The following is a 26,247-nucleotide window of genomic DNA, read 5'->3' as shown; positions in this document are numbered from 1 at the left end:
AAAAAATGAAACTAACAGCTATTGCACTTATTGCATCTGGTATGCTTATTTCTTCCTGCGCCAATAAAGCCCCTGAAACAAAGCAGGTTGAAACGCAGGTTGAAAAACCAGGCGCCAGGGCAGAATACATAGAAGTAGAGCCGAATGTACGATTACATGTAACGGACCTGGGAGAAGGCAAACCGGTCGTGCTGATTCACGGATACCCCTTAAGTGATGCGATGTGGGAGTACCAGTACCATGCACTGATCAAAGCCGGTTACAGGGTTATAGGTATTACATTGAGAGGATTTGGTCAGTCGGACAAGCCTTACAGTAAATATAACTATGATGAGTTTGCAGCGGACATAAAAACAGTACTGGACAAACTGGATATCAAGGATGCCGTGATTGGCGGTCATTCTATGGGAGGCGCTATAGTACTGCATTATGTAGCTAAGTATAATGCAGCGCATATCAGCAAGATGGCCTTGTTCTCCGCAGCAGCCCCCTGTCATACCAAGAAGCCTGATTACCCTTATCCGCTCTTTACCAAAGAGGAGATCACACAATGGGTAGAACTGAACAATTCAAATCGTCCTGCATTGCTGGATGCGGTTGGTTCCAAGTTTACTTTAAATGCCACGACTATCACTCCTGGTATTGGCGCATGGCTGGGAGGTATTAACATGCAATCCTCTCCTTATGCTATGGAGCAGGCGTTGATCGCGTTGCGTGATGAGGACCTGAGAGGCGATTTACCTAAAATAAAAGTACCAACTCTCATCTTCAATGCAAAAGAAGATAAGATCGTTGCTTATGCTTTAGCAGAACAAATGAATAAAGCGATCGCCGGTTCTAAACTGGTAGCGTTTGATAAAAGCGGACATGCTTCATTTGTAGAAGAGAAAGATAAATTCAATGAGGAGCTGATCAAGTTTATCAAAGAATAATTTAACCTGCAATTACAGGGGGGATGGCCAGAGGTGTTCGGGAGAACTGCTGGCCGCCCCTTATATTTATAAATCCCCCTGTATGTATGTTACAGGGGGATTTTATTATTATTTCTTTTCTACGGGTTTTACTTCAAAGTCCTCAAACACCACAGGGAAACTCTTCTTACCGGGAGCAGCAGCTACTACACCTATCTGTGCTTTTACATTTGGCGGGAAGTATGCCAGTCGTAACATATCATACTTTACACCATCAAAAGAATATTTTATCTCTACGAAGTCTCCTTTCCTCAACAATTTGAGCCAAACAGACTCCGGACTATCATGGCGGGGAACCACTGACCAGTCAGATACTTCTCTTGTTACTACCGCGCTTACATTCTGTACACCATCCACATATTCAATCCCTGTTTTAATCCAGTTCTTGTTATCGATCCTTACCATCAATCCAGCCTGGTGGAAGAGTTCCTGGTAATGTCCGGTGATCTTTACACTCGCTTCAAAGTCGCCTTCCTGTTCCTGGAAATAAAAAGGGCCGTTGTCGCGGATAAAGCCATAATGTGTTACACGCCAGTAATCGGTGGCAGGGTCAACGGTTACATCCAGTTTCTTTGCGTTGCCGGTCCATTTGCCGGGTTCATTAAACCATTTCATAACAGGAGATTGATTTTGAGCATGCAGGTTACCAATACAAAAACTAAGTACGAAAACGAATAAAAGATTTTTTCTCATAAACGATTGATTTAAAAAGTAGGGCAAATGTAACAAAATTAATGTCCCAAATCCCCCCTAAAGAAGTCGTGAATACGCCCCCGGATTGTCCATTTTAGTATAGACATTTGGTTTATTAAAAACTGAGATCGTTATGGAATTTGAAAATACTGCTGCTGAGCTGATAAAGACCTTATCTTCATTCAGCGAAACCGAAATTAATGTGGTCCCTTTTGAAGGTAGCTGGACTGCCGGACAGGTAGGCGAACATATCTATAAATCCGTATCCGGCGTGTCCCAGGTGCTACAGGGCGCCGTAACGTCTACTGAAAGGAATCCCGGAGAAAAGATCAAAATTATAGGGGACCTGTTTTTGAACTTCAACGAGAAATTTAAATCTCCGGAGTTCATTATTCCTTCTGATCAGCCACATGATAAAAATTTACTGTTAAAGTCTCTGACATTAACATTGAATGAAGTAGGCGACAATATTAAAAAACAGGACCAAAGCCTTACCTGTCTCGAATTTGCTTTACCCGGATTTGGAGAATTGACGAGGATGGAATGGAATCATTTTATTGTAGTACATACACAAAGGCATATTCATCAATTGAAGAATATTGGTGAGCATGTGAAGAAAGGTGTAATTCAAAAGTGATACAGAGAGATTAAAAAAGGCTCCTGGCGGAGCCTTTTTAATATTGTTATTTATTCGTCCTCTCCCCCATTCTTCATTTTCATCAGTAATGCATAAGCGTTGCCTGTTACAATATCCTTATCCGGAATAGCGGTCTTTATCTCGATATAACCATCATTACTACTGCCTGTTTCTACCGGTGTCATTTCAAATTTGCCGGTCCCTTCTGCGAAGAAGATGTAGGTCTTATTTTCCCATTTCACCACTGCCTCTTCCGGAACAGCCTTTACATGGGCATTGTTCAGTTCAATCTCCGCATTCATGAACATACCAGGTAATAAGCGTTTGTCATATTTATCGAAGTGGCAATGTACTTCGCTGCTATGGTTTTCGTTGATGTTCCTGGTAATGAGATGAATCCTGGCCGTATACTTTTCATTATTATTGGCATAACAGATGACCTTCTGTCCCGGTTCCAGATTGATGACGTCCTTTTCAAATACGGTGAGACTGAGATGAAGATCTGAAGGGTCGATCAGTTCGAATAATACATCGGTAGGACTTACATACTTGCCAATGTTCACGTTCACCTTTGTTACAAATCCGCTGATAGGGGCATGAATGCTGATACTGCGGGAGATATTGCTTTCATTCAGTTTATCAGGACTGATACTGATCAGTTGCAATCTTTCACCTAATGATCTGAGAATTACTTTCTGGCTTTCAAAATCACTCTTTACCTGCTGAAATAATTTATCACTGTTCGCCTGTGCTTCATTCAGTCCCTTTTGCCTGGTGTAATCTGATTCCAGGTAGGCTAATCTGCTTTTAGCCACGAGGTAATCCTGCTGTAACTGGATGTACTGAGGATCTTCCAATATGGCCAGTACCTGGCCTTTGCTTACCTGCATTCCCGGCAGCAGTCGCATACTCTTTAAGTAGCCCCCTAAAGGAATACTGACAGACACAATGTTTTGTGGAGGTACATCTATCATACCATTTACTTTGAGTATGGTATGCATGTCCCTTGTTGCAGCCTTTTCTATTTTTATACCTGCGCTCTTCATCTGCTCAGGCGTCAGTTCAATGGTGTTTGTCTGCACGACCGTCTGTTGTTCAGTCGTTGCTGGCTTTTTCTCTTTGCAGGAAAACAGACAGATGATACCTGCTGTTATTATTATATTCCGCATGATCTTCTTTTTTGATTTAGTTAATGCCACTCAGTTTCTCTACTGTAAAAGCTGATTGATTCAGCTGATCTGCTACCGCAAAGTAATTACTGCGTAATTCCAGTGCCTGGTTTACCAGGATGACCCATTCCAGGTAACCTATTTCTCCGCTGGTCAGGCGTTTAGTAACACCGCTAATGATCACCCCTGCATTTTTCAGGATAGTAGCATTGTAGGTATCTATCAGTTGCCTGTTGCGGGTATAAGAGCGTATGGCATTCTGTAATTCGGTATTCAACTGCTGGCGGGTAGCCTCTATTTCCTGCTGACGTTGCTGAATGAGCATATTGGATGCTTTGATCCTGGAACGTTGTGCCGAAGCAAACAAAGGGATACCAATGCCTACATTCACAGAAGAGAAACGGTCTCCTCCCCCATAGTACTTTTCTTCTGTACCAATGCGTTGATAACCGATAATACTGGTATTGTTATACCCAAGATTAAATGAAGGAAGTAACCTGCTCTTTTCCAGTTTGTATTCCTGGGTACTGCGGAGCAACTCCTGTTGCCGTAGTTCAATTAAGGGTGTATGTTCTACGGTATTAGGAATGGCCGGTAACAGGTAAAGAATGCTGTCGTTAGCAGGTACTGCTCCCGGTGCATTTAAGAATACCTGGAAGCGGTTCAATTCCTGTTCATAATCTGTTTGCAGTAATGTCAGCTGGTTGGCAATTTGCAGTCGCTGGTTTTCTGCGGTGGCCTTTTCCAGTGCGTCTACATCCCCTGCTTTGTATTTCAGTTCCGCCTTTTGGAGGAAAGTTGTGTAGATACTGTCTGCCTCCTTTAATAAACGTTCTTTCTGCTGCATCACCAGCAACGCATAAAAGGATTGTTTCACCGCTGCTTTCAGATCGTTCTCTTTGAGTTTTGTGGTGTGTTCACTGATGGAGATATTGGTATTGTTGATACTCCGCTGGTGTTTGTACACAGAAGGGAACTGGATGCCCTGTGAGATACTGAAGCGGTTATCGTTAGCGACGCTGTTGATCTTACCATATTCAGCTACCACAGATGTTTTATCAATATCAAGATTGCTCTTTTTCAATGACCGGTAATACTGTTCACCCAGCCTCGAAGCTTTTAACTGCAGGTTGTTCTTCATCGCCATATCCAAAGATTGCTGCAATGAGACTTTATCCTGAGCTTTCAGTGTTGCAGGTAAGATCAGTATCAACAGCATAACAGCAGGCTTAAAGAACCTGAACCCTTTTTCAAAAAGAATGTATAATACAGGTAATACGAAGAGGGTAAGCATGGTAGAAACGATCAGTCCACCGATAACTACGGTAGCTAAAGGCTTTTGTACCTCTGCCCCTGCCCCGGTACTTACCGCCATAGGGATAAAGCCGAGGGATGGCACAAGCGCGGTCATTAATACCGCTCTGAGTTTTGTTTTGGTAGCATGTATCACCACTTTCCTGATATCGTCCCAGCCTTCATTTTTCAGCTTGTTAAATTCGGAGACCAGTAAGATACCGTTGAGCACTGCAACCCCGAATAAAGCAATGAAACCTACACCGGCGGAGATACTGAACGGCAGGTCCCTGATCCATAGGGCAAAAATGCCTCCGATAGCCGATAAGGGGATAGCGGTGTAGATAAGTAATCCCTGTTTTACAGATCCGAAGGCAAAGTATAACAGTAAAAATATCATGAGCAGCGCCACGGGAACTACGATGGATAAACGTTGTTTAGCCGCCGTCAGGTTCTCAAAGGAACCACCGTATACGATGGAGTATCCGGCAGGCAGTTTTAACCGCTGTGTAACCTTTTGCTGTAGTTCTGTAACGATGGATTGTACGTCGCGCCCGCTTACATTGAAGCCCACGATAATTCTTCTACGGGTATTCTCCCTTTGTATCTGATTGGGGCCCTCTGTTTCTGTTACAGTAGCAACCTGTTCCAGGGGGATTTGTATGCCCTGCCGGGTGGGGATCAGCAGGTTACGGATGTCTGACATGTTTTTACGGGATTCACCTGCCAGGCGTACGACCATATCAAAACGTTTTTCACCTTCGTATACCATGCCGGTGCTTTGTCCTGCGAAAGCCGTGTTTACCACACGGTTGATATCGCTAACATTCAGGCCATATTTAGCCATAGCATCACGATCGTAGTGGATCACCACCTGGGGCATGCCGGTTACTGTTTCTACATACATATTGATGGTACCGTTTACTGTTTTTATTAAGTCGCCCAGCTTGTGGGAATATAAAGCCAGTGAGTCCAGGTCTTCCCCGAATATCTTACATACTATATCCTGCCTGGCCCCGGTCATCAGTTCATTAAAACGCATCTGTACGGGGAACTGGAAACCAACGTTAATACCGGGTATGACGGATAACTCTTTGGTCATTTTACCTGCAAGTTCATCGAAAGAATGTGCGGACGTCCATTCCTTTTTATCTTTCAGAATGACCATCATATCACTGGCTTCCAGTGGCATTGGATCTGTGGGAATTTCTGCACTCCCTATTTTGGTGACTACCTTCTGCACTTCCGGGAATTTTTTGAGCAGGATACCTGCCGCCTGTTGCGTAGCGTTAATGGTAGTGTGCAGATTACTACCTGTCAGCAGGCGGGTTTCCACAGCGAAATCACCTTCTTCCAACTGAGGGATGAATTCTCCACCCATTCTTCCTAATATGAATATAGCTATAACAAATAATAACAGTGTAACGGCGATGATGGTCTTAGGTAATTGCAACATTCTTTTTAATGCCGGCTGATAGCGCCTTTCTAACCAGGCCATCATTTTGTCTGCCAGTCCGCGTTTATGGCTGATCTTTTTATTCAGGCATAATGCGCTCATCATTGGCACATAAGTGATGGACAGGATAAAAGCCCCCAGGATAGCGAAAGCCACGGTAAAGGCCATCGGTTTGAACATTTTTCCTTCAATACCCTGCAGGGAGAGGATAGGGAAATATACGATGAGGATGATGATCTGACTGAATACAGCAGATTTGATCATGGTACCTGTAGAAGCGTTAACTTCCTCATCCATCATCTGTTGTGTCAGCAATCCTTTGTTGGAGTGAGAGAAGCTATGCAGGATCGCCTCTACTACTATCACGGTGCCATCTACTATCAATCCAAAATCTATTGCACCCAAACTCATTAAATTACCGCCTACTCCAAATTTGTTCATCAGGATGATAGCGAATAACATGGACAGGGGGATAACGGAAGAAACAATTAATCCAGCCCTGAGATTTCCGAGGAAGAATACCAGTACAAAGACGACTATCAGGGCCCCTTCCATGAGGTTCGTCTCTACGGTGCTGATGGCGTTGTTCACCATTTTGGTACGGTCCAGGAATGGTTCTATGACTACGCCTTCCGGTAGGGATTTTTGTATTTCCGCCACTTTCACTTTTACGCGTTTAATAACAGCAGAAGAGTTTTCTCCTTTCAGCATCATGACAACGGCCCCGGCCACTTCTCCTTTATCGTTATAACACATGGCCCCGTAACGGATAGCTGCACCATAATGTACTTCGGCAATATCGCGGATGAGTATCGGAATGCCGTTATCGAGCGTTTTTACGACTACCTTTTCTATATCTTCTATGCCAGTTGTTAAGCCTTCACTGCGGATATATAATACGGTAGGGCCTTTTTCAATGTAGGCTCCGCCGGTATTCTGGTTATTCCTTTCCAGGGCATCGAACACATCAGCGATCGTGACATTGCTGGCCTTTAGCTGCTCTGGCTTTACGGCTATTTCATATTGTTTTAATTCTCCCCCGAAACTACTCACATCTGCCACTCCGGGTGTACCTAACAGCTGGCGGCGTACTATCCAGTCCTGTATAGTGCGCAGTTCCATAGGCCCGTATTTCCCTTCGTAGCCGGGTTTGGGCCTAACTACGTACTGGTATATTTCCCCTAACCCTGTAGTAACAGGCGCCATTTCCGGAGAGCCGACCCCTTGCGGGATCTCTACCCGTTGCAGGCGTTCGCTGATTTGTTGTCTGGCCCAGTAAACATCTGTTTCATCATTGAATACGATGGTAACCAGGGATAATCCGAAACGGGAGAAGCTCCTGATCTGTTTTAATCCGGGGATGTTACTACAGGATTGTTCTATAGGGAATGTGATAAGTCGTTCCACATCGGGCGCACCCAATGCAGGAGATACGGTGATGACCTGTACCTGGTTATCGGTAATATCGGGGACTGCGTCTATTGGCAGTCGTGTTACTTCAAATGCTCCCCATCCTATCAGTGCTAATACAAATAGTCCTATTATCAGCTTATTCTTTACAGAAAAGCCAATGATCTTATTTAGCATAACCTTCTCGTTATTTCATATGAAAATGCACGGTCATTTTTCTATGGCCGCAATTAAAATATATATAGAAAGTTTAAGCCTGGGGAGGTCTGAAAAGGGCGGACAATGCCGGATCCGGCATGTAATTATTCTTCAGGAGGGGATATACGATCTCCTCCAACTGAATATCATTAAATTTTATATCTGTCGTTCTTACGAGGGGGATGAAGGAGTGTGTGATGGTATGGATATCAACTGTTTTATAGGGTAACTGCATATCCCTTTCATAGTCTTTATCCCTTATGTCTTTGCCCCAGTAGTGCATACACAGGAAATCCATGATGCTGATATCTCCATTCAATTGCTGGTGTTCATGGTAATGCGCCACTAATACCGGCAGCTTTAATATCTGGTCCAAAGCGGTATTGTGTAAGATGAAAATCAACAATAATATGTAGACTCCTGTCTTTTTCACAGGAGCAAAGATAAAAAATAAGTTGGTGGATTATTCCTTTTTAATTTTAGATGCCAGTAATGTTGTACCGAAACCCAGGATGGATATCAATGCAAAAGACCAGCGCAGGTCAAAAGCTTCTGCAATGAAGCCTATTAACGGCGGGCCTAATAAGAAGCCCAGGAAGCCTACGGTGGATACGGCCGCGATGGCGACTCCAGGGGGCAGTGTCTTGGATTTGCCCGCTAATGCCAGTACTAATGGTACTACGGAAGAGACCCCGATACCGACTAACAGGAAGCCCAGTGTAGCCGTGTATATGTTGGGGAATAGTATTGCCAGTAGCAATCCGCTGGTACTGATGATACCACTGCATTGCAGTACACGTTTCACACCGAAACGGGTCACGATGTTATCTGCAGCGAAGCGTCCTCCGGCCATTGTGCCCATGAAGGCGATGTACCCTACGGTGGTCAGTGATTCGGGGACGTTGACGATCTTCTGAAAATATACCCCGCTCCAGTCGAACATAGTACCTTCTGTTACCAGGCTGGCAAAGGCTATTAATCCCAGTTTTAAGATATGACTGTCTGGTTTTGCGAAGAGAGGCTGGGATTCTTCAGAGACCTCATCTTCCGGCAGTAAGTTTTTCCAGCATATTAATACCAATATCCAGCATATGATCCCGATAATGATGTAATGTACATGTATTGGCCATTTTAAGGCGATTGCCAGGGTCCCGATACCGATGCCGGCAAAACCTGCCAGGCTCCAGAGCCCGTGGAAGGAAGCCATAATAGAACGCTTATATAAGGATTCTATGCCTACGGCCTGGGTATTCATGGCAATTTCGAATACGTTGTTCATGAAGCCGAACAGAAATAGTACGACGACCAGTTGCCAGATTTGTGTGGTAATGCCGATCATACAAAGCATGAAAGGAAAAAAGAGACCTGCGGTGATGAGGACTCTCCTGCTGCCGATACGGGTGACCATCCAGCCCGAGATGGGTAAGCTGATCATCAGTCCTACGGGAAGAGAGAATAATACGCTGCCCAGTTCCGCATTGTTAAGGCCGAAGTGTGCTTTTATATCATGAATACGGCAGGCCCAACTTGAATAAGTCAGGCCTGCTATAAAGAAAAAGATGCTGGTAGCGATACGGTAAGACCGTTTCATATCAATGGTCAGAGGAAACATAGTGTCTATTTTAATCAATGTGCTGCATCAGGCCGATATGCTGATGCAAATCGTCATAATCAGCAATCTTTATGATATCATTCAGATGAGCGAGTCTTTTATTTTCTATACCGATGAAACGGATACCTAATTCAATAGTAGCCAGGTAATCCCAGTTGCCATCTCCTATGTACACGATATCAGAAAGGTCCTGTTCCCGGTGATGTTTTATATTCATCCTGCGGATAGTATGTCCGATGATATCATGGCGGGCCATGGCGTCCTGGGCAAAAGAAGCTGCTGTACATCCATCAATATTGATGCCGGCACAACGTAACTTGAATAAAGCGGATTCGCGCCAGCCCCCTGTAGCCAGTCCTATGCTGAGATGTTCCTGCTGACAAAGGAGTCCGATGATCCTGCCCGCTTTGCTGATCTCACGGATACAGTCAGGTTTCCTTTGATAAGCCTCTTCCAATAAGTAACAAAAATGCAGGATGAATTTGTGTTGTTCTGCTGAGTTGTAAGAACGGCCCAGTCTTTCGCGGAAGAGCTGGTCTATGATACCAGAATCAGTGGTATTCTTATAATGCCCATAGTTTGTTTCAAAGTCGTAGAAGCCAAAGGTATCTTCTATCGCCTGTGTAAAACAATGATCGTCTATTTCAGTGGTATCTGTTAAAGTACCGTCTATGTCGAAGATGATGTATTTCATGTTATTGAGATAAAAGATTTAAGACTGGAGATATTATTGTTCCGTTGTTTGCTGCCCACATCACAACCGAGGTCTTTCACTGCAGTCGTAAAATCATTCAGGCTGTAGCCATTGGTGATGATCTTTTCGAGTTCCAGTCTGCCACTGTTGATGAGGTCTACCGCATGTTTAAAAGTATCCTGTGAATCGATGGAGCCGATGATGGAGATACTTCTGTCCGCTATTTCGCGGGGGTTGATGGTCTGTTGATTATTACGCAAACCCATCAGGGATATCTTTCCGCCATCAGCGATCGCCAGCATGGATTTTTCCAGCAAGCTCCCGGTAGTATCAATGATCAGGTCGTATTGGTTTTTCTGCGGGATGAATTCCGGCGCCACCTGCCAGCCTTTAGAGAGAACATTATTCTGTTCTATCAGTTTAATCCTGTTCTTTGATGTTTCATAGATCACGCCTTCCTGGATACCATGTTGTTTCAATGCCATGTAGAACAGCAGACCTATAGGGCCGCCACCGAGTATGGCAGTCCGCATGAAAGGGTTCACCGCCAGTTTCTTTACAGCAGTTAACACACAGCTCAATGGTTCAGACATAGCGCCCTGTTCAAAGGGGATGTTATCATGTAAACCATAAATGAAGCGCTGGGTAGTTTTGAAGTAGCGGGTGAAAGTACCATCGATGGACACACCAGCTTCTGTAGTAGATTTCAGCAGGCAATGATTGCGTAATCCTTTGCGGCAGTTATCACAGTAACCGCAGTAGAATGTAGGGTCTATGATCACACGGTCGCCGACGTTACAGTTATCTACGCCTTTTCCTTTTTCCACTATCACACCCGCAGATTCATGTCCGATGATGACCTGTGGCCTGGCGAGGTATTCTCCTGAAATAATGCTGAGGTCTGTACCGCAGATACCGGTAGCGCGTATTTCCACGATTACTTCATCCGGCAGAATGATAGCCGGTTCTTCCTTTTCTTCTATCCTGATATCCCAGGGGTTGTTATATACGATTGCTTTCATGAGGGTGAGTTTATAACTGACTGAATAATTTGTCCAAACGGAGATAGATCTCTTCTATATCGTCCAGAGTAGCGGTGAGAGCTGGTCTTACTTTTACGACGTTGCCGAAGCCATAACGCGATCCTCTTAAAATCATTTTATGATCTGTGAGTGCCAGGTCGATGATCTTGTTGGAAAGATCTACATCAGGCGCACCGTCTTTATCAACGATCTCGAGTCCCCACATATAACCGATACCACGCACATCACCGATGATATGTCCATAGTCTTCTTTCAGGGTATTCAGCAGTTCCCCGAGAACCTTCCCGTTTGTGCGGACATCTTCCAGGAACCCTTCCCGGGAAACGACTTCCATCGTTTTTTGAGTGGCAGTCAGGGATAACAGGTTACCACCTGACGTGTAAGAGTGTTCGAACTTTTCGAGCACTGCATATTCCGCGCGGTACAGGATAGCAGCCGCGGGGATACCGATACCGCCCAGTCCTTTAGCCAGCGTGATGATATCTGGCTGAATATCGTAATGCTCACTGGCAAACATATGGCCAGTTCTGCCAATGCCTGTCTGTACTTCATCAGCGATGAGTACGATATCCAGTTCATCACAGATCTTCCTGATCCTTTCGAAATAACCTTCAGGCGGGATGATGTTACCACCATTGCCCAGGATAGGTTCTATGATCAGGCAGGAAACATTACCGGAGCTGGAATACTGTACATAATCGTGGATGGCCTCGGTACATAAAAAGCCGCATTCAGGCGCACCCTTGGCGGAATACGGGCAGCGGTAACAATAGGGAGCAGGAACGATACCACTCTGTGTGGAGATGGTGTTGGAGAAAGACTTACGGCGGAAAGCATTGCCGGAAATACTGGTAGCGAACAGGGTTTGTCCGTGGTGAGACATGGACAGACTGATCACTTCATTTTTACCGTTGTACTTGTTGGCAATTTTCACGGCGCCTTCATTGGCAGTAGAACCGATAATATCCCGCATCCAGCCGTCTGTGATGTGTTCCGGCGCATGATCGAGAATACTGTCTAATACGTTTTGAGCAAGTTCTCCTGTGAAGGAAGATGAGACATGGATGAGGTCTTCGACCTGTGTTTTGAGTACGTCTACTAATTCCGGGTGACTATAACCCAATGCAAGGTTAAATGTACCGGATACGGCATCGATGTACTCTTCATTCTGGGGCGTGTAGAGGCGTATGCCTTTACCTTTAGTGAAATGGACACTACTGGACATGGAAAGATGATTTTAGGATTGTGGAATTATTCTGAGGGCAATAAGTTTCCTTTAAGACATAGTCGTGTCTTTACATTTTCGGGTTTACATGAATAAAGTGACATTAAAGGTTACATAAGATAACGTTCAAATTGGCTAATGGAATTTTATATGGGTTAAATACTATCTAAAAGTAGAACCCATTCTCAATATTTTATTTTTTTTGTTTTGCTAAAATGATTTATGTGCTATAAAATGGACAAAAACCATTCATTACGTATACGGTACTACGCTTAAAATACGTGCTCATAACTGAACAGCGCATGTATCATAAGCGGACAGTTCTCTATTTTTATCAGATCATAATCAATTCATTATCAATTAATAAAAACACGGCATTTTGTTTGATATCATTCTTCCCAAAATCCACAACCCACATGCTGAAGAACTACATCATGATCGCCTGGCGGAATATCCTCAAGAGCCGTTTCTATTCTTTATTGAATATCATCGGGCTGGCAACGGGTATTGCTTTTGCGATGCTGATCATGGCTTATGTATGGAGTGAATTGCAGGTGAATGTCCATCTGAAAAATGCCGGCAATCATTATATTATCCACAGCAAATGGAAAGACCCTAATATGGGGTATGATCTGGCGACTATTGGTGCGTTGCCTAAAGCATTAAAAGAACAATATCCTTCACTGGTAAAGAATTATTATCGTTTTGACGGTATCACTACCAATGCTACTGCCGGCGAAAAGAGCTTCAGGCAGGGGTTACAGGTGGGCGACAGTACCTTACTCAACATGTACGGGTTTAAGGTATTGTATGGTGATGCGCGGACAGCATTGAATGATCCATTTTCCATAGTACTGACAGATGAACTGGCTAAAAAATATTTCGGTGTTACGGATGTGACCGGGAAAGCGATCACACTGGAAAACTTTGCAGGTTCCAAACATGACTTCCTGGTTACAGCAGTGATAAAGATACCCGGAGAGAATTCTGTATCCAGTCTGGATGATGATAATGCAAATTGTTTTTATCTTCCCCTCAGTGCACTTTCTTTTTTTGGAAGAAATATAGATAACTGGAACAATCGGTTTGTTGTAGGTTATGTAGAGTTGCAGGACGGTATTACACCTGCCAGTCTGGAAAAACCTATTGCCACTTTATTAAAAACAAATACATCTCCGGACACGCAGGAAAACCTCCATGCTTTTCTTCTTCCTTTGAAGAGTTATTATCTGGAAAAAAACAATAACCTGGTAAAACGGATGTTGTTTACACTTTCTGCCATTGCTTTATTTATCCTGTTAATGGCGGTGATCAACTTCATTAATATGTCTGTCAGCCGGTCTTCTTCGCGAATGAAGGAAATCGGTATGCGCAAGGTATTAGGAGGATTGAGACGGCAACTGATATGGCAGTTCCTGATAGAATCCACTATACTGGTTTGTTTTTCTGCATTGCTGGCGCTTGTAATCTATCAACTGGCGAGTCCTGCTTTCGGGCAGATGCTGAATAAGAAACTCCCTGGTTCTTTTCCTTTATATTTTATTGCTTTCCCATTGTTGTTGATCCTTGCTACCGGCCTCGCAGCAGGACTGTATCCGGCCTTTGTGTTATCTTCCTTAAAATCTGTGGATTCCCTGAAAGGAAGATTAAAGACCGTGAAGGAAAATGTATTGTTACGGAAATCGCTGGTAGCCTTTCAGTTCTTTACAGCAGCGATTGTGCTGATAGGCGCATTTATCATTACCAAACAGGTACAGTTATTCTTCAGTAAAGACCTGGGGTATAATAAAGAGTATATCGTTTCTGCACAGGTACCGAGAGACTGGACACCTGCAGGTGTCAACCGTATGCGGGGAATACGCAATCAGTTTGCGGATATGCCGGAAGTCAGGAATGTAACATTATCATATGAAGTTCCTGATGGCGCTAACTCTGGCAGTTTGAGCATTCACCGGGCAGAAGCCGATTCTAATACGTCCGTTGCATCTTATCTGCTGACTACAGACGCATATTATGCAGACACCTATAGTATTCCCATGGAGAGCGGCCGTTTTTTCAATGACCCGGTCGATAGCAGTAAGGTGGTGATCAATGCTACCATGTCGAAAGCATTAGGGTTTGCTAATCCTACAGAGGCAATAGGCAGGCAGTTGAAAGACAAATCTTCGGGCACGATATTTACAATAGCGGGTGTGACCAAAGATTTCCATTTTACCACTATGCAACAGGCGGTACAGCCGATGCTTATCGTCCATCTGAAGCTCAATACTATCTTCCGGTATTTTTCCTTTAAGCTCAAAGGCACCAGCTCTATAGCTGCGGTACAAAAGAAATGGGCGGCATTGATGCCAGGTACCCCTTTTGAATATAAATTCATGGACGACCGCCTTGCCAGGATGTATAAGACGGAAATACAGCTTAAACAGGCCGCCTATACAGCTACCCTCCTCTCCTTCATTATTGTGCTTTTAGGTGTGATGGGCATGATCTCTCTAAGTATCCAGAAACGTACTAAAGAGATCGGTATCCGGAAAGTACTGGGAGCTTCCATCAGCAGTATTGTCACATTGTTTGTGAAAGAGTTTATGCTGGTGATTGCAATAGCAGGTGTAATTGCCTGTCCCGTAGCTTATCTGATCATGAAACGATGGCTGGATGACTATGTGTACAGGGTAGATATTACGGCCACACCATTTGTCCTTACGCTTATATTACTGGCTGCGATAACCGGGGTGCTGATCGTTTTGCAAACGATAAAGGCGGCGTTGGGGAACCCGGTGAAGAGTTTGAAAATAGAGTGAAATAGAGAATACTTTAATAAAGAGATCTGTAGCTTTAATACCTAAAGACTCACCACAACCATCCCGTCTATTGTTTATAATTTTGAATAAATAAATAAAATATGAGCAGTTTAAAAGGGAAAGTTATTCTTATTACCGGTGCTTCAGGAGGAATCGGCGCAGATAAACTTTAGTTCCCTGAGAAACGAAAACTTTCCTATAGAGACCCAAAGATTGTTGATCCGAGAAATACTTACCACCTAAGAATAAAATTACCGTATCTGTAGAAATTTATATTTTTTTTGAAAAACCGGCTCTTTCTTTCGAGTCTTCATAAAAATTTAGCTTTTTATTTTTTACTTTTTATAATTTCAAGGAAATATTACTTAGAAAAGTGAACATCATACACATCAGAGATGAGAAGGAGCTATTGCGCAGGCTGCGGGATGGGGATGAATTTGCTTTTAAAGGGCTCTATGAGACCTATGCCCCGCGGCTGGCTGCGAGGCTTATACAATTGCTACGGTCAGAAGAACTGGCAGAGGATGTGCTGCAGGATCTGTTTATTAAGATATGGGAAATCCGGCAGACAATCAATCCTGAACTTAGTTTTGGGGCTTTATTATATAAAATTGCAGCCAATCTTTCCAAGAACGTATATAGAAGAAACGTATATGACCAGCTGATGCGCAGGCAGATCAACCCGGATGAAAGTCATAACCCGATAGAGGAATCTTTTAATCAATCCGAAGCTAAAGAATTATTGCAGGCAGCATTAAATAAACTAACTCCAAGGCAACGGGAGGTATATATCATGCATAAAATAGATGGCCTAAGCTACCAGCAAATAAGCAGCCAGTTAAATATCAGTTCATCAGCCATCAATCATCACATACAAGAGGCTAATAAACAGTTAAAAAAGATATTAAAATATAAAAACATGTATATCCTTGCCGTACTAATTCCACTTTTTTTTGAAAAATAATTTTTCCGGGGGGTGCTATTTTTTATTTCTCGTGTGTATCTATTTGTAATTAGGCACTAACAGGACTGTTTGCGAAGATGGAAAACAATAATATAGAGGAACTATTCAAAAAATATATTGAAGAGACAATTACCGAGCAGGAATTGTCCCATCTGTATGATTTTTTCCAGGATCAGCAAAACCAGGAAAAGCAGGATGTCTTACTCACAACCTATCTTTCAGAAGAGTCAGTTGTGTCTTCACCGCTGGCAACAAGAGCCGCAGTAGTTAAAGATATGGCGTGGCGGGGAATTGAGCGGCGAATGGGCATGACGACACCTGCGCAAAAATATAAACGGATGTCCTGGTGGAAAGGCGCTGCTGCGGCAGCTGGATTACTGCTGGTATTGTCATCCGGGTTTTATATATACCGTCAAATTGCGGGGCAACACCCTGCTACCTCGCAATATGCAAATCTTGATATACCACCGGGTACCAATCGTGCCACACTCACCACATCAAATGGAGTGGTGTATCAACTGAACAACGGGCAGGAAGAGATCGTGGTAAACAAGGATAGTATTCGCTATAAAGATGGTGATATACTGCCTGTAAATGAGGTCATCCGGCAAGTAACATTAAGTACTCCAAGAGGGGGACAATACCGGGTAACACTAAGTGATGGTACAAGAATATGGCTGAACGCAGCCTCTTCAATATCCTATCCCACCACATTTAATGGGAAAGACCGTGAAGTAACGCTACATGGTGAAGCATATTTTGAAGTAGCGCAAAATGCGTCCCAACCATTTATCGTACATACACCCAAACAGGATATTCAGGTACTGGGTACTGAATTTAATATTAACTGCTACCAGGACGAGGGCAGAACAGTGACCACATTGGTAACCGGAAGTGTGAAAGTAGACACCAGGAAAGGAGAGCCACCGTTACAACTGCATCCTGGTGAACAGGCGGTATTGGATAAAGCAAATTTTGATGTGGCAGTGGTAGATGTTTCATTGTACACCGCCTGGAAAGATGGAGACTTCCGGTTCAGGGCTACTCCATTGGTAGAGGTACTTCGCCAGATAGAACGGTGGTATGACCTGGATGTGGACTACACAGGAGTGCCTGCAGATATTAAAATTCATGCATCTATAAGAAGAGATAAAAAATTGTCAACGGTGCTGCATGCACTTGAAAAAATAGGGGATATAAAATTTGAAGTAAAGGAGAGGAATGTTAGCGTAATGCATTAGTAAGATCACCAAAATCATTTATTGGCTTTTCACTGGAAGCTGCGTGTGTATACCACGTCAGCCATAGGGAACCTTATACTTATAATCAACCAAAAACCAACTATTTATTTATGGGCTATTTCCTTTCTCTTAAGGACAAAGGAAGGTATGTGCTGTACTGTGAGCATTCGACAAAGAACTATGATGGTAGCACATTATCTTTTCCGCAAAAATTTCTTGCTATCCTGATCCCTTTTCTTATCCTACAACTGTTTGCGTCTTTAAAGGCGCAGACAGTCACTTTGAATGTAAAGAACGCTCCTTTTGTACAGGTGGCAGAAGAGATCAGCAAACAGACCAGGTACGATTTTTCCTACAATGACCGTATTTTGAAAAAGACCCGGCCGGTCACGCTGAAACTGGTAAAAGAGCCACTTTCCAGTGCCCTGCAAAAGTTCCTGTCAGAACAACCACTGAGCTACGAGATCAGGGATGGTCTGATCATCATCACGGAAAAAAATGCGGCAGTCAGTGACCAGGATCCGGCCTTACAGTCGGATGTAAATGGCCGTATCACCAACGAAGCCGGCATACCACTGGAAGCGGTAGCTATTAAGGTTAAGAATGCCAATTTTGGTACCAGGACAAACAAGAACGGGGAATTCACCATTCCGGGTAAGTATGCAAATGATAAGCTGCAGATACATCTGCTGGGGTATGCGGATATGGAGATTGGTGCCCAGCGGGCCAGGGTAGTCACACTGGCGCTTGCAACTGCGGATCTTAATGAGGTGAATGTGGTGGTCAACACAGGTTACCTGAAAATAGACAGGCGCCATCTCACCAGTGCAGTCACCACGATCAAGATGGATGATATCAGGACGCCGGGTATAAATACCATCGACAAAATGCTCGAAGGCAGGGTACCCGGTATGATGTTCATGCAGAATTCCGGCCAGGTGGGCGCTGCTCCCAAACTGAGGATCAGGGGTACCTCCACCATTCTTGGTAACCGGGAACCACTCTGGGTGCTTGATGGAATCGTGCTGACCGATCCTGTCAATGTAGATCCGCAGCAGATCAATGACCTCGATTTTGTGAACCTGCTGGGTAATGCCATTGCAGGGTTGAACCCGGAAGATATTGAGCAGATAGATGTGCTCAAAGATGCCTCTGCGACTGCCCTGTATGGTGCAAAAGCTGGTAATGGTGTGATCGTGATCACTACCAAAAAAGGGAAACCTGGTAAACCTATGATATCTTATAACCTGTCAACCGGCTATTCCAGGCGCCCAAGATATTCAGACAGGAGCATGTATATGATGACCTCCCGGGAACGCATGGATGTGTCTAAAGAAATGGTGGAGCGTGGCATGCAGTATAACAATATCACCCAGTGGTCAGGTTATGAAAGAGCCCTGCAGGATTACTACGAAGGCAAGATCGATTATAACGAATTCAAACGCTTAAGTGATTATTATGCCAATGTGAACACCGACTGGATGGGATTGCTTACACAGGATGCCTTTACACAGAACCATACTTTAAACCTCTCCGGGGGATCCAGTGATATAAAATATTACTCCTCCATCGGCTACCTCAACGAAAATGGTGTGATCAAAGGAGAAAGCAACAAGCGCTACTCCTCCATGCTGAATGTTACTGCTGACTATAAGAAGTTTATGGCACAGATCGCATTCAACGGTAGCTACCAGGTAAAGAATTATACCCCTTCTGACGTGGGCATCATGAACTATGCCTACAATACCAGCCGTACTATTCCGGCTTATAATGATGATGGCAGCCTGTTCTATTATCCGCAGACAAATGGATTGCTCAAGTATAATTACAATATCCTGAATGAGCGTGACAACAGTAATGATCATACCGATCTCATTTCTGCCAATATCAGGGCCTTATTGAGATGGCGGGTGATGAAAGGATTAGATGTGGAAGGTACCTTCGCCGTTGGTGTGAGCAGCAACGCCAGGGAAATGTACTATACCAAAAATACCTATTATATCTTCAAACTGCGTGCGGATCAGACAACCAGGTGGGACCTGGCTCCTGTAGGAGGAGAAATGCAAAAGGAAGATACGCGCAACAGGAATTATACCGGCCGCTTGCAGGTGAATTACCTGACCACATTAGGACAATCAGGCAAACATTCCTTAACAGCTACCGGTGGTGTCGAAGTTAAATCCAATGCCTACAATGGATTCAACATTACCAGGAGAGGCTATTTCCCTGAAATGGGTGGGTACTTTGATATTGTCCCTACTACCTACTCAGGATATTATCAGCAGTGGATGTCCTCTAAACCTGCTTTGGGTTACTTTAACCGCCAGCTTGCAAATGACTTTGCCTGGTTTGGTACAGCAGGTTATTCTTATGATAACAGGTATATGCTGAATGTACATATCAGGGGTGAACAATCAAATCTATTTGGTTCCAGGACCAATAACCGCTTCCTGCCTATCTGGGCAGTGTCTGGCCGCTGGAATATGAAAGAGGATGTACTCAGTCATGTAGCCTGGATCAATGACATGGCCCTAAAGGGTTCATGGGGCTGGCAAGGGAATATGTTGCCAGGTCAGTCTGCCAACATGGTGATCCGGCAAAACCTGAGTACGAATCCATACTATAATGAAACCTATGCCAACATTGTAAATTACCCTAATCCTGATCTTAAATGGGAAAAGACATCATCATTTAATGCGGGTGTGGAATTTTCGATCCTGAAAGGTAAACTGAACGGTTCATTTGCTTATTTCTATAAGAGAACAAAAGATGCATTCCTGGACAAAACAGTGTCTGAGATCAATGGTGTAGAAAAATATGTTATCAACAGCGGTACTCTTGAAAACAAAGGTATAGAAGTATCCCTGTCTATAAAGGCAATTGACAATACAGCGCTGGGTAGTTCAAAACGTGGTTTTGTCTGGCGTATAGACCCTCAGTTGGGCCAGGTGCTGAACAAGGTATTGAACAGGGCTATCAATAACAGGAACAATGTGCTGGTGGACAATATCACCTACAATAACTTCCTGGATGGTTCAATACAGCTGTCGGGCAAACCGATCAATACCTTTTACTCTTATAAATTTAAAGGCCTGAGCCCTGTGGATGGTTCCCCGATCTTTTATGGTGCAGAACCCGAATTGGCAGATGAGTACAATAAGAAGTATTCCCAGATGAAAAAGGAGGATGTATACCTGTCAGTCATGAGCGAGTCTGGCCGCAGGGAGCCTTTTATACAGGGTGGCATCTCCAACTACTTTGGCTGGCGTAATTTTGGTCTGTCCTGCAATGTCACCTATTCCCTGGGTAACAAGATCAGGATGCTGAAAATAGCTTCCGGGTATGCTTCTACTATAGCCTATCCACAACAGAACCTGCGTAAAGAATTTGTACGCAGATGGCGCCGCCCGGGTGATGAAAATTACACCAACATACCTGGTCTGCAGGCTACCAACAACCTGAACACTCCCTGGTGGAACATTTATCCGGCAAGTGCCTACTCATTTGCCGGCAGTGTATACGACATGTATGACAACTCGGATGTAAGGCTGGTAAGTGCCAACTATCTGAAGCTGCAGTCAGCGTCTTTCAAATACAACTTTGAGGAAAAAATGATCCGGAAGTTAGGTTTCGCATCTGCCTATATCAGCATCACGGGTACTAACCTGTTCACGATCACCAACCACTTATTGAAAGGACAGGATCCGGCACAATCAGGCCAATCTCCGAACATAAATTTATCAGTAAGACCTACCTACACTGGTAGTATCAATTTATCATTTTAAAATATAAGCACCATGAAAAATGTAATTGCGCTGCTTACGTGCTTACTGTCGCTGTCATCATGCAGCAAATTCCTGGAGGAATATACTACAGATCAAAAATATGCTTCTACCACAGCAGACCTGGAAAGCCTGATGATAGGAGAAGCCTTTTTTCCAAACGTTCAGCTCTCTATCTATAGTCAGGCTACCCTGTCGGATCTGTCGTCAGACCAGGCTGTATTCGCACCATGGCTGCATGTGATGGATGATGACAGTGAGACATTTTTAGCTGATTATGTGGAAACCAGCCAGGCCACCCCGCTTTACAAATTATCCGGTTTTCATAACTGGAGCCAGGCGCCTGCTATTGATATTCTGAATGCCACATGGGAGGAAACCGCCTGGAGAAAATTATACAAACGTATCGGGGCCCTGAATGCGATCCTGTTCCAGGCCGCTAAACTGGCGGCCACCACAGCACCCGATGAACAATTGAAACACATACGCGGAGAAGCTTACTTTCTCAGGGGATACTATTATTTTATGTTGCAGAACATCTATGGATCTCCTTATCGCAAAAGCACTGCTGCAACAGATGAAGGTGTGCCTGTAAAGATCTCTGAAAAGATAGACGACCAATATTTCACCCGTGATAACAATGAGAAGGTTTACAACCAGATCATTGCAGATCTGAATGAAGCAGCCACCTACCTGCAGGATTATAATCCTGACAATAGGATCAGGGTGGGGATAGCAACTGTAAAAGCGTTGCAAAGCCGGGTATACCTGTATACGGAGCAATATGACAAGGTGGTGGAAGTACTGAAGGACTTTGAATCGATGGGCTACAGTCTGACTGACCTTAACCAATATGTAGCAGGTACCAGCTTTAGCTATCGCGGCTCCAGTGAAGCCATTTTCACTATGAGCTCCTATGTGATTCCCGGTGTTTTTATGAACGACTCCCTTTCTGCCTGGAGCGGCAATGATAACAGGGCTTCTGCCTTCAAAGCTTCTGATGATCTGATGAGCACTTACGACACGGCTGACCTGAGACGGGATGCTTTCTTCATCAGGGCAACCAAAAGCAAGGCCTGGTTACCAGCCAAATACCGTGATTATAATAAATATAATGATCCGGCCCAGGTATCCTGTATCTTCTATATCCGCTATGCTGAAGTAGTATTGAACCGTGCAGAGGCACTGGCCATGATGGGGTCAGATGGAGAAGCACGGGTGGAACTGGAGAACCTGCGGATGAAACGGTTCAGGAATGCCAGTGCAGACCAGATCCCTTCCTCCAATGAGGCACTGGTTGACTTCATCCGTGCAGAGCGCCGCAGGGAACTATGTTTTGAAGGGCAACGCTGGTTTGATCTCAGGCGCTATACAGTGAATTCAAAATATCCCCTGCCGTCCACCTTCACCATCAGGCATCCTGCATATAGCTATGATGCCCAATCCAATACGCACACGCAGGTGGGCAACTATATACTGAAATCTATCACGGAAGATGGCCCGGCCTGGCAGGTACCGATACCTGACTATGCTATAGAATTCAACCGTGGTTCCTTAAAAAATCCAATTCGTTCTGTTCGTCAGATCCAACCATTATAATCCAGTGCAAATGAAGATCAACATATATCTGTTCGCCTTTGCCTTATTTGCTATGGCGACATCATGCAGGAAAGAAGAAGAAACCGTTTTCCCTGATTATGACAAGAACTGGCTCGTGGTAGAGGATAATCCGAATGATGCGACGATCCATGCCAACTACCTGTTCTTCCAGGAAACGGGCATACCAATATACTTCAATGATACTATCGGCTCCCAGCAGCGTGTAGATGTATTCGGGCATGATTATACCTATTATGAGGTACTGTCCATGAATTACTCTTTAGGAGGTGTACAGGCTGGTGCAACAGCCGGTGCGCCACCAAGTGTCCAGACCTTTACATATTGCTCCACAGCAGATGTACCGGCGGCCCTGGCATTTCTGAGAGAAGAAATTATGCCGATGCTGCCTAAAGAGGTGCACGTACCCAGTATCCTGCTCGTGGATACACTGAGAAGCTTTGGATTTGGGAATTATGCCTTTAAGGGATTCAATACGGTCGTAATAGGTGCTGTACCGCAGATACCGGAGATGGATGCAACCACCAGGGCTGCCTACAAAGGGGCTATCCTGCGGGCGCTTCTTACCAATGCTGTACTGGACGAAAAGTATGACGATATCCTGGAGAAATTTTATAACACTACCAGGAAGTATGTGACCTCACGTGATGCCTATAATATGTATTCATTCCAGCTTTCCAGCTATGTGACCGGGCTGCCGCCAGGGGTAACAGCTACACCACAGGCGATTGGGTTCCTGGGTACAGATCCGAGGAATGTCTATTACACGCCGATGTCGACCTGGATGGATGTGTGTATGTACCTGGAGGCGACGTTAGGCAATACAGAGGAGCAGTTCAAACAGCTGTATGGTAACCAGAACAATATCATGATCAAGTATGGGTATATCAGGCAGATATTGGCTGATATGGGTGTACCGGTTCAATAACAACAAAATCAAAAGCGCTATTGCGTATTATAAATTCAAACTAAACATTAATATGAAGAAAACGGTTTTATCTATGTTGCTGCTGGCTTGTTCAGCTGCAGGATGGGCACAGCATGCAATGATCCAGGGCAAGTTTTTAAAAGAGAATACCAGTACCATTAATACGGGTCAGATATACCTTTTTAAGGCAGAAAATGGCGGTATGGTACCACTGACCATGATCCCCCTGGCCAGGCATGACCACTCTTTCCAGGCACAGGTGGCAGACAGTGATCTGAATGTGATCCGGTATATCGGTTTTCCCGACGAAGTATACCCGGTATACATGCGGAAGGGTGATACCCTCACCATCGATGCAGGTTTTGGTGAGATCAGTTATTCAGGTAAGGTGAATGCACAAAATAAAGTTTTCGCTGACTGGTGCAAAATGGTTACCCCTCTCAGGAAATACAGCTACACCAAGGATGGTTGGAAATTGGCACCCACGTTTTATGATGGAACGCTTGATTCTCTTGTAAAGCCAGCAGAAACATTTGTGAGCAGTATCAAAACGGATAATGCGAAATTTGACAAGGATCTAAAATTCATGCTTCCGTACAGTTTGAGGTATGATGCACTGGGCCCTTTTTTACAAGGTTTAGGATATGCCAAAAAGGAAGAATTCCCGGCCTTTATTGCCAACATATTAAAAACCGAGAATTATTCAAATCAGCAGATATGGACGCTCCCATTTGCCTACAATTACATCCAGGGCTATTCATTTGTTAAGCACTTTACTTACAATATGGAGAATGGATTACTGGAGGATGTCATTGCAGCTGATATCACTAATCCAAACATGAAAGCTGACTATTTGCTTACGTTGTTAGATCGTAAAGAATACCAGAACATGTCAAAATTTGTTAACAGTAACAAACAGTACATGATCACCGCTGCGCAAAAGAACAAGATGAAGATCTTTGAAAAGCAGGCGAATTTGAAGGAAGTTGGAGGTGAGACAGTTGATTTTTCCTATCCTGATATGACCGGAAAAGTACATCATCTGAAAGATTTCCGTGGCAAAGTTGTGTTGGTAGATCTTTGGGCTACCTGGTGTAAGCCTTGCCTGGCAGAACAGCCGGCACTGGAGACGCTTGAAAAATCTTTCGAAGGTAAGGATGTTGTTTTCATCAGCATTTCAATAGATACCGAGAAGGAAAAATGGAAGAATATGGTAGAGGAGAAAAAACTGTCAGGATTGCATTTATACTCCAACAACCAGGGAAGTATGATCGCGGATTACGAAGTGACTCAAATACCACGTTTCATCCTGATCGACAAAAATGGTAAAATGGTAAGTTATGACGCTATCAGGCCTTCTGACCCGAAGTTAAAAGAGTTAATCCAGTCAAAAATCTAACGCTTAAAACGGACATGAGAGTATTCATCGTTTCCATATTCCTGACAATAGGTGTTTTGTGTAATCAAAATGCCATCGCACAGGGTATTATATTCCAGGACCTGACGATAAAACAGGCCATTGCAAAAGCTGCTGACCCGGCAGATCCAAAGTTGATCTTTGTCGATTGCTATACCAGCTGGTGCGGCCCATGTATTGAAATGGCCAAACAGGAATTTCCCAAAAAAGTATCCGGTGATTATTTCAATCCCAGGTTTGTATCTGTAAAATTCGACATTGAAAAAGGAGAAGGCATCGATATAGGTAAGAGATATGATGTTAGGATATTTCCCACATTCCTGATCCTGGATGCAAAAGGCGAGGAAATCAACCGGGTGGTAGGAAAAGCAGGTGCAGAAGAGTTCATTGAAAAAGTGAAGGGGGCTATGAAACCTGATAATTCAATGGCAAGTCTGAAAGCTGCTTATGAGCAGCAAAAGAATATGCTCACGGCATTGCCATATGCAAAGGCACTTGCTGACAATGGAAGAGATCCGTCTGCTGTGCTGAGCGAGGTATTTGACAGGGCGCAGGACTTTGAGCGGTTCAGTGTAGATTACCTGCAACTGGCACTGGGAACAGCGGAATTTGGCAGCCCATTTTTCAGGAAGTTACTTTTGGACAAAAGACGTATCGACCTGGCATTGGGTGAAGAAGTGGCCAACCAGATCATCTTTGATAAGGTGCGCAAGCACATGTACCTGATCGCCAATGAAACGGGGGCTAAATACAATGTTTTCTACACGCCCCGGCAGGTGGAGGATATCGCCTACACTATTTCATTGCTGAAAATGGATCCCATGAAGTATGAGCTGCATCTGTGCAGGATTGCGCTGTATGTGGTCAACAAGGACCTGGATGGTATGATCAATTACTATAAACGATATATCGTGAATTTGCCGGAAGACGATGTGTTTAAAGGCATAATGGATGGTATACTTTCAAGCAAAATCCCGAAGGCTACTGCTGCACAAAAAGCTGCTATCAAGGAGTATTATGAGCTTGGTCTGAAGAATTTTGAAAGGCAGGCAAAGCACTTCCAGCAACAATTGGACATTATGAGCAAATAATTAGT

The 26,247-nt window shown here is 44.1% G+C and carries 18 protein-coding genes; 10 read left to right on the top strand and 8 right to left on the bottom strand.

Features of this window, described 5'->3' with window-relative positions:
* The first annotated feature begins 5 nt into the window (after positions 1 to 5).
* On the top strand, positions 6 to 932 hold the full coding sequence (locus GO495_RS06990; RefSeq protein WP_157298955.1) for an alpha/beta fold hydrolase: 927 nt from the start codon (positions 6 to 8) through the stop codon (positions 930 to 932).
* Between the two features lie 108 nt (positions 933 to 1,040).
* Here the strand turns inward: GO495_RS06990 and GO495_RS06985 are convergent, their stop codons facing one another.
* Positions 1,041 to 1,664 carry a DUF1349 domain-containing protein gene (locus GO495_RS06985; RefSeq protein WP_240915163.1) on the bottom strand — a complete coding sequence of 208 codons (624 nt, stop codon included), beginning with the start codon at positions 1,662 to 1,664 and terminating at the stop codon, positions 1,041 to 1,043.
* Positions 1,665 to 1,797: 133 nt separating this feature from the next.
* On the opposite strand from GO495_RS06985, the gene GO495_RS06980 reads away from it, so the two are divergent.
* Positions 1,798 to 2,301 (top strand): DinB family protein, encoded by a 504-nt coding sequence (locus GO495_RS06980; RefSeq protein WP_157298954.1) that lies wholly within the window; start codon positions 1,798 to 1,800, stop codon positions 2,299 to 2,301.
* Between the two features lie 50 nt (positions 2,302 to 2,351).
* On the opposite strand, the gene GO495_RS06975 is transcribed toward GO495_RS06980, so the two are convergent.
* The 7 genes from GO495_RS06975 to GO495_RS06945 form a co-directional block, all read right to left on the bottom strand.
* Complete coding sequence (locus GO495_RS06975; protein ID WP_157298953.1) at positions 2,352 to 3,470, bottom strand: efflux RND transporter periplasmic adaptor subunit; 1,119 nt, start codon at positions 3,468 to 3,470, stop codon at positions 2,352 to 2,354.
* A 16-nt stretch (positions 3,471 to 3,486) separates the two neighbouring features.
* Positions 3,487 to 7,806: a CusA/CzcA family heavy metal efflux RND transporter gene (locus GO495_RS06970; protein ID WP_157298952.1), complete on the bottom strand. Its 4,320-nt coding sequence runs from the start codon at positions 7,804 to 7,806 to the stop codon at positions 3,487 to 3,489.
* A gap of 73 nt (positions 7,807 to 7,879) precedes the next feature.
* Complete coding sequence (locus GO495_RS06965; protein ID WP_157298951.1) at positions 7,880 to 8,260, bottom strand: hypothetical protein; 381 nt, start codon at positions 8,258 to 8,260, stop codon at positions 7,880 to 7,882.
* Between the two features lie 30 nt (positions 8,261 to 8,290).
* The gene (locus GO495_RS06960; protein ID WP_157298950.1) at positions 8,291 to 9,439 is read right to left on the bottom strand and encodes an MFS transporter; all 1,149 of its coding nucleotides are present in this window, start codon (positions 9,437 to 9,439) and stop codon (positions 8,291 to 8,293) included.
* Between the two features lie 10 nt (positions 9,440 to 9,449).
* A complete protein-coding gene (locus GO495_RS06955; protein WP_157298949.1) occupies positions 9,450 to 10,133 on the bottom strand; it encodes an HAD family hydrolase in 684 nt (227 codons plus the stop codon).
* Positions 10,130 to 11,155, bottom strand: coding sequence for a zinc-dependent alcohol dehydrogenase (locus tag GO495_RS06950; RefSeq protein ID WP_157298948.1), 1,026 nt, complete (start codon positions 11,153 to 11,155; stop codon positions 10,130 to 10,132). Before GO495_RS06950 ends, GO495_RS06955 begins: the two co-directional genes overlap by 4 nt.
* A 10-nt stretch (positions 11,156 to 11,165) precedes the next feature.
* Positions 11,166 to 12,401, bottom strand: coding sequence for an aspartate aminotransferase family protein (locus tag GO495_RS06945; protein ID WP_157298947.1), 1,236 nt, complete (start codon positions 12,399 to 12,401; stop codon positions 11,166 to 11,168).
* A 416-nt stretch (positions 12,402 to 12,817) separates the two neighbouring features.
* Between GO495_RS06945 and GO495_RS06940 the strand changes: the two genes are divergently transcribed.
* From GO495_RS06940 to GO495_RS06905, 8 genes are all read left to right on the top strand, one after another.
* Positions 12,818 to 15,202, top strand: a complete 2,385-nt coding sequence (locus GO495_RS06940; protein ID WP_157298946.1) for an ABC transporter permease — start codon at positions 12,818 to 12,820, stop codon at positions 15,200 to 15,202.
* 373 nt (positions 15,203 to 15,575) lie between these two features.
* Positions 15,576 to 16,166: a sigma-70 family RNA polymerase sigma factor gene (locus tag GO495_RS06935; protein WP_157298945.1), complete on the top strand. Its 591-nt coding sequence runs from the start codon at positions 15,576 to 15,578 to the stop codon at positions 16,164 to 16,166.
* Between the two features lie 77 nt (positions 16,167 to 16,243).
* On the top strand, positions 16,244 to 17,407 hold the full coding sequence (locus tag GO495_RS06930; protein ID WP_157298943.1) for a FecR family protein: 1,164 nt from the start codon (positions 16,244 to 16,246) through the stop codon (positions 17,405 to 17,407).
* Positions 17,408 to 17,517: 110 nt separating this feature from the next.
* A complete protein-coding gene (locus GO495_RS06925; protein WP_157298942.1) occupies positions 17,518 to 21,192 on the top strand; it encodes a SusC/RagA family TonB-linked outer membrane protein in 3,675 nt (1,224 codons plus the stop codon).
* A 12-nt stretch (positions 21,193 to 21,204) separates the two neighbouring features.
* Positions 21,205 to 22,788 carry a RagB/SusD family nutrient uptake outer membrane protein gene (locus GO495_RS06920; RefSeq protein ID WP_157298941.1) on the top strand — a complete coding sequence of 528 codons (1,584 nt, stop codon included), beginning with the start codon at positions 21,205 to 21,207 and terminating at the stop codon, positions 22,786 to 22,788.
* Between the two features lie 10 nt (positions 22,789 to 22,798).
* Positions 22,799 to 23,734, top strand: coding sequence for a hypothetical protein (locus GO495_RS06915; protein WP_157298939.1), 936 nt, complete (start codon positions 22,799 to 22,801; stop codon positions 23,732 to 23,734).
* Between the two features lie 52 nt (positions 23,735 to 23,786).
* The gene (locus tag GO495_RS06910; RefSeq protein ID WP_157298937.1) at positions 23,787 to 25,133 is read left to right on the top strand and encodes a TlpA family protein disulfide reductase; all 1,347 of its coding nucleotides are present in this window, start codon (positions 23,787 to 23,789) and stop codon (positions 25,131 to 25,133) included.
* Positions 25,134 to 25,147: 14 nt separating this feature from the next.
* A complete protein-coding gene (locus tag GO495_RS06905) occupies positions 25,148 to 26,242 on the top strand; it encodes a thioredoxin family protein (protein ID WP_157298935.1) in 1,095 nt (364 codons plus the stop codon).
* Positions 26,243 to 26,247: the final 5 nt, after the last annotated feature.

It is taken from the genome of Chitinophaga oryziterrae (assembly GCF_009758125.1).
Classification (GTDB): Bacteria; Bacteroidota; Bacteroidia; order Chitinophagales; family Chitinophagaceae; genus Chitinophaga; species Chitinophaga oryziterrae.
This window is presented reverse-complemented; position numbering and strand designations above follow the sequence as displayed.

Excerpts from the sequence above, each read along its gene's own strand:
- GO495_RS06990 (WP_157298955.1), top strand. The coding sequence starts at position 6 with ATGAAACTAACAGCTATTGCACTTATTGCATCTGGTATGCTTATTTCT.
- GO495_RS06985 (WP_240915163.1), bottom strand. The coding sequence starts at position 1,664 with ATGAGAAAAAATCTTTTATTCGTTTTCGTACTTAGTTTTTGTATTGGT.
- GO495_RS06980 (WP_157298954.1), top strand. The coding sequence starts at position 1,798 with ATGGAATTTGAAAATACTGCTGCTGAGCTGATAAAGACCTTATCTTCA.
- GO495_RS06975 (WP_157298953.1), bottom strand. The coding sequence starts at position 3,470 with ATGCGGAATATAATAATAACAGCAGGTATCATCTGTCTGTTTTCCTGC.
- GO495_RS06970 (WP_157298952.1), bottom strand. The coding sequence starts at position 7,806 with ATGCTAAATAAGATCATTGGCTTTTCTGTAAAGAATAAGCTGATAATA.
- GO495_RS06960 (WP_157298950.1), bottom strand. The coding sequence starts at position 9,439 with ATGTTTCCTCTGACCATTGATATGAAACGGTCTTACCGTATCGCTACC.
- GO495_RS06955 (WP_157298949.1), bottom strand. The coding sequence starts at position 10,133 with ATGAAATACATCATCTTCGACATAGACGGTACTTTAACAGATACCACT.
- GO495_RS06950 (WP_157298948.1), bottom strand. The coding sequence starts at position 11,155 with ATGAAAGCAATCGTATATAACAACCCCTGGGATATCAGGATAGAAGAA.
- GO495_RS06945 (WP_157298947.1), bottom strand. The coding sequence starts at position 12,401 with ATGTCCAGTAGTGTCCATTTCACTAAAGGTAAAGGCATACGCCTCTAC.
- GO495_RS06940 (WP_157298946.1), top strand. The coding sequence starts at position 12,818 with ATGCTGAAGAACTACATCATGATCGCCTGGCGGAATATCCTCAAGAGC.
- GO495_RS06930 (WP_157298943.1), top strand. The coding sequence starts at position 16,244 with ATGGAAAACAATAATATAGAGGAACTATTCAAAAAATATATTGAAGAG.
- GO495_RS06925 (WP_157298942.1), top strand. The coding sequence starts at position 17,518 with ATGGGCTATTTCCTTTCTCTTAAGGACAAAGGAAGGTATGTGCTGTAC.
- GO495_RS06920 (WP_157298941.1), top strand. The coding sequence starts at position 21,205 with ATGAAAAATGTAATTGCGCTGCTTACGTGCTTACTGTCGCTGTCATCA.
- GO495_RS06915 (WP_157298939.1), top strand. The coding sequence starts at position 22,799 with ATGAAGATCAACATATATCTGTTCGCCTTTGCCTTATTTGCTATGGCG.
- GO495_RS06910 (WP_157298937.1), top strand. The coding sequence starts at position 23,787 with ATGAAGAAAACGGTTTTATCTATGTTGCTGCTGGCTTGTTCAGCTGCA.
- GO495_RS06905 (WP_157298935.1), top strand. The coding sequence starts at position 25,148 with ATGAGAGTATTCATCGTTTCCATATTCCTGACAATAGGTGTTTTGTGT.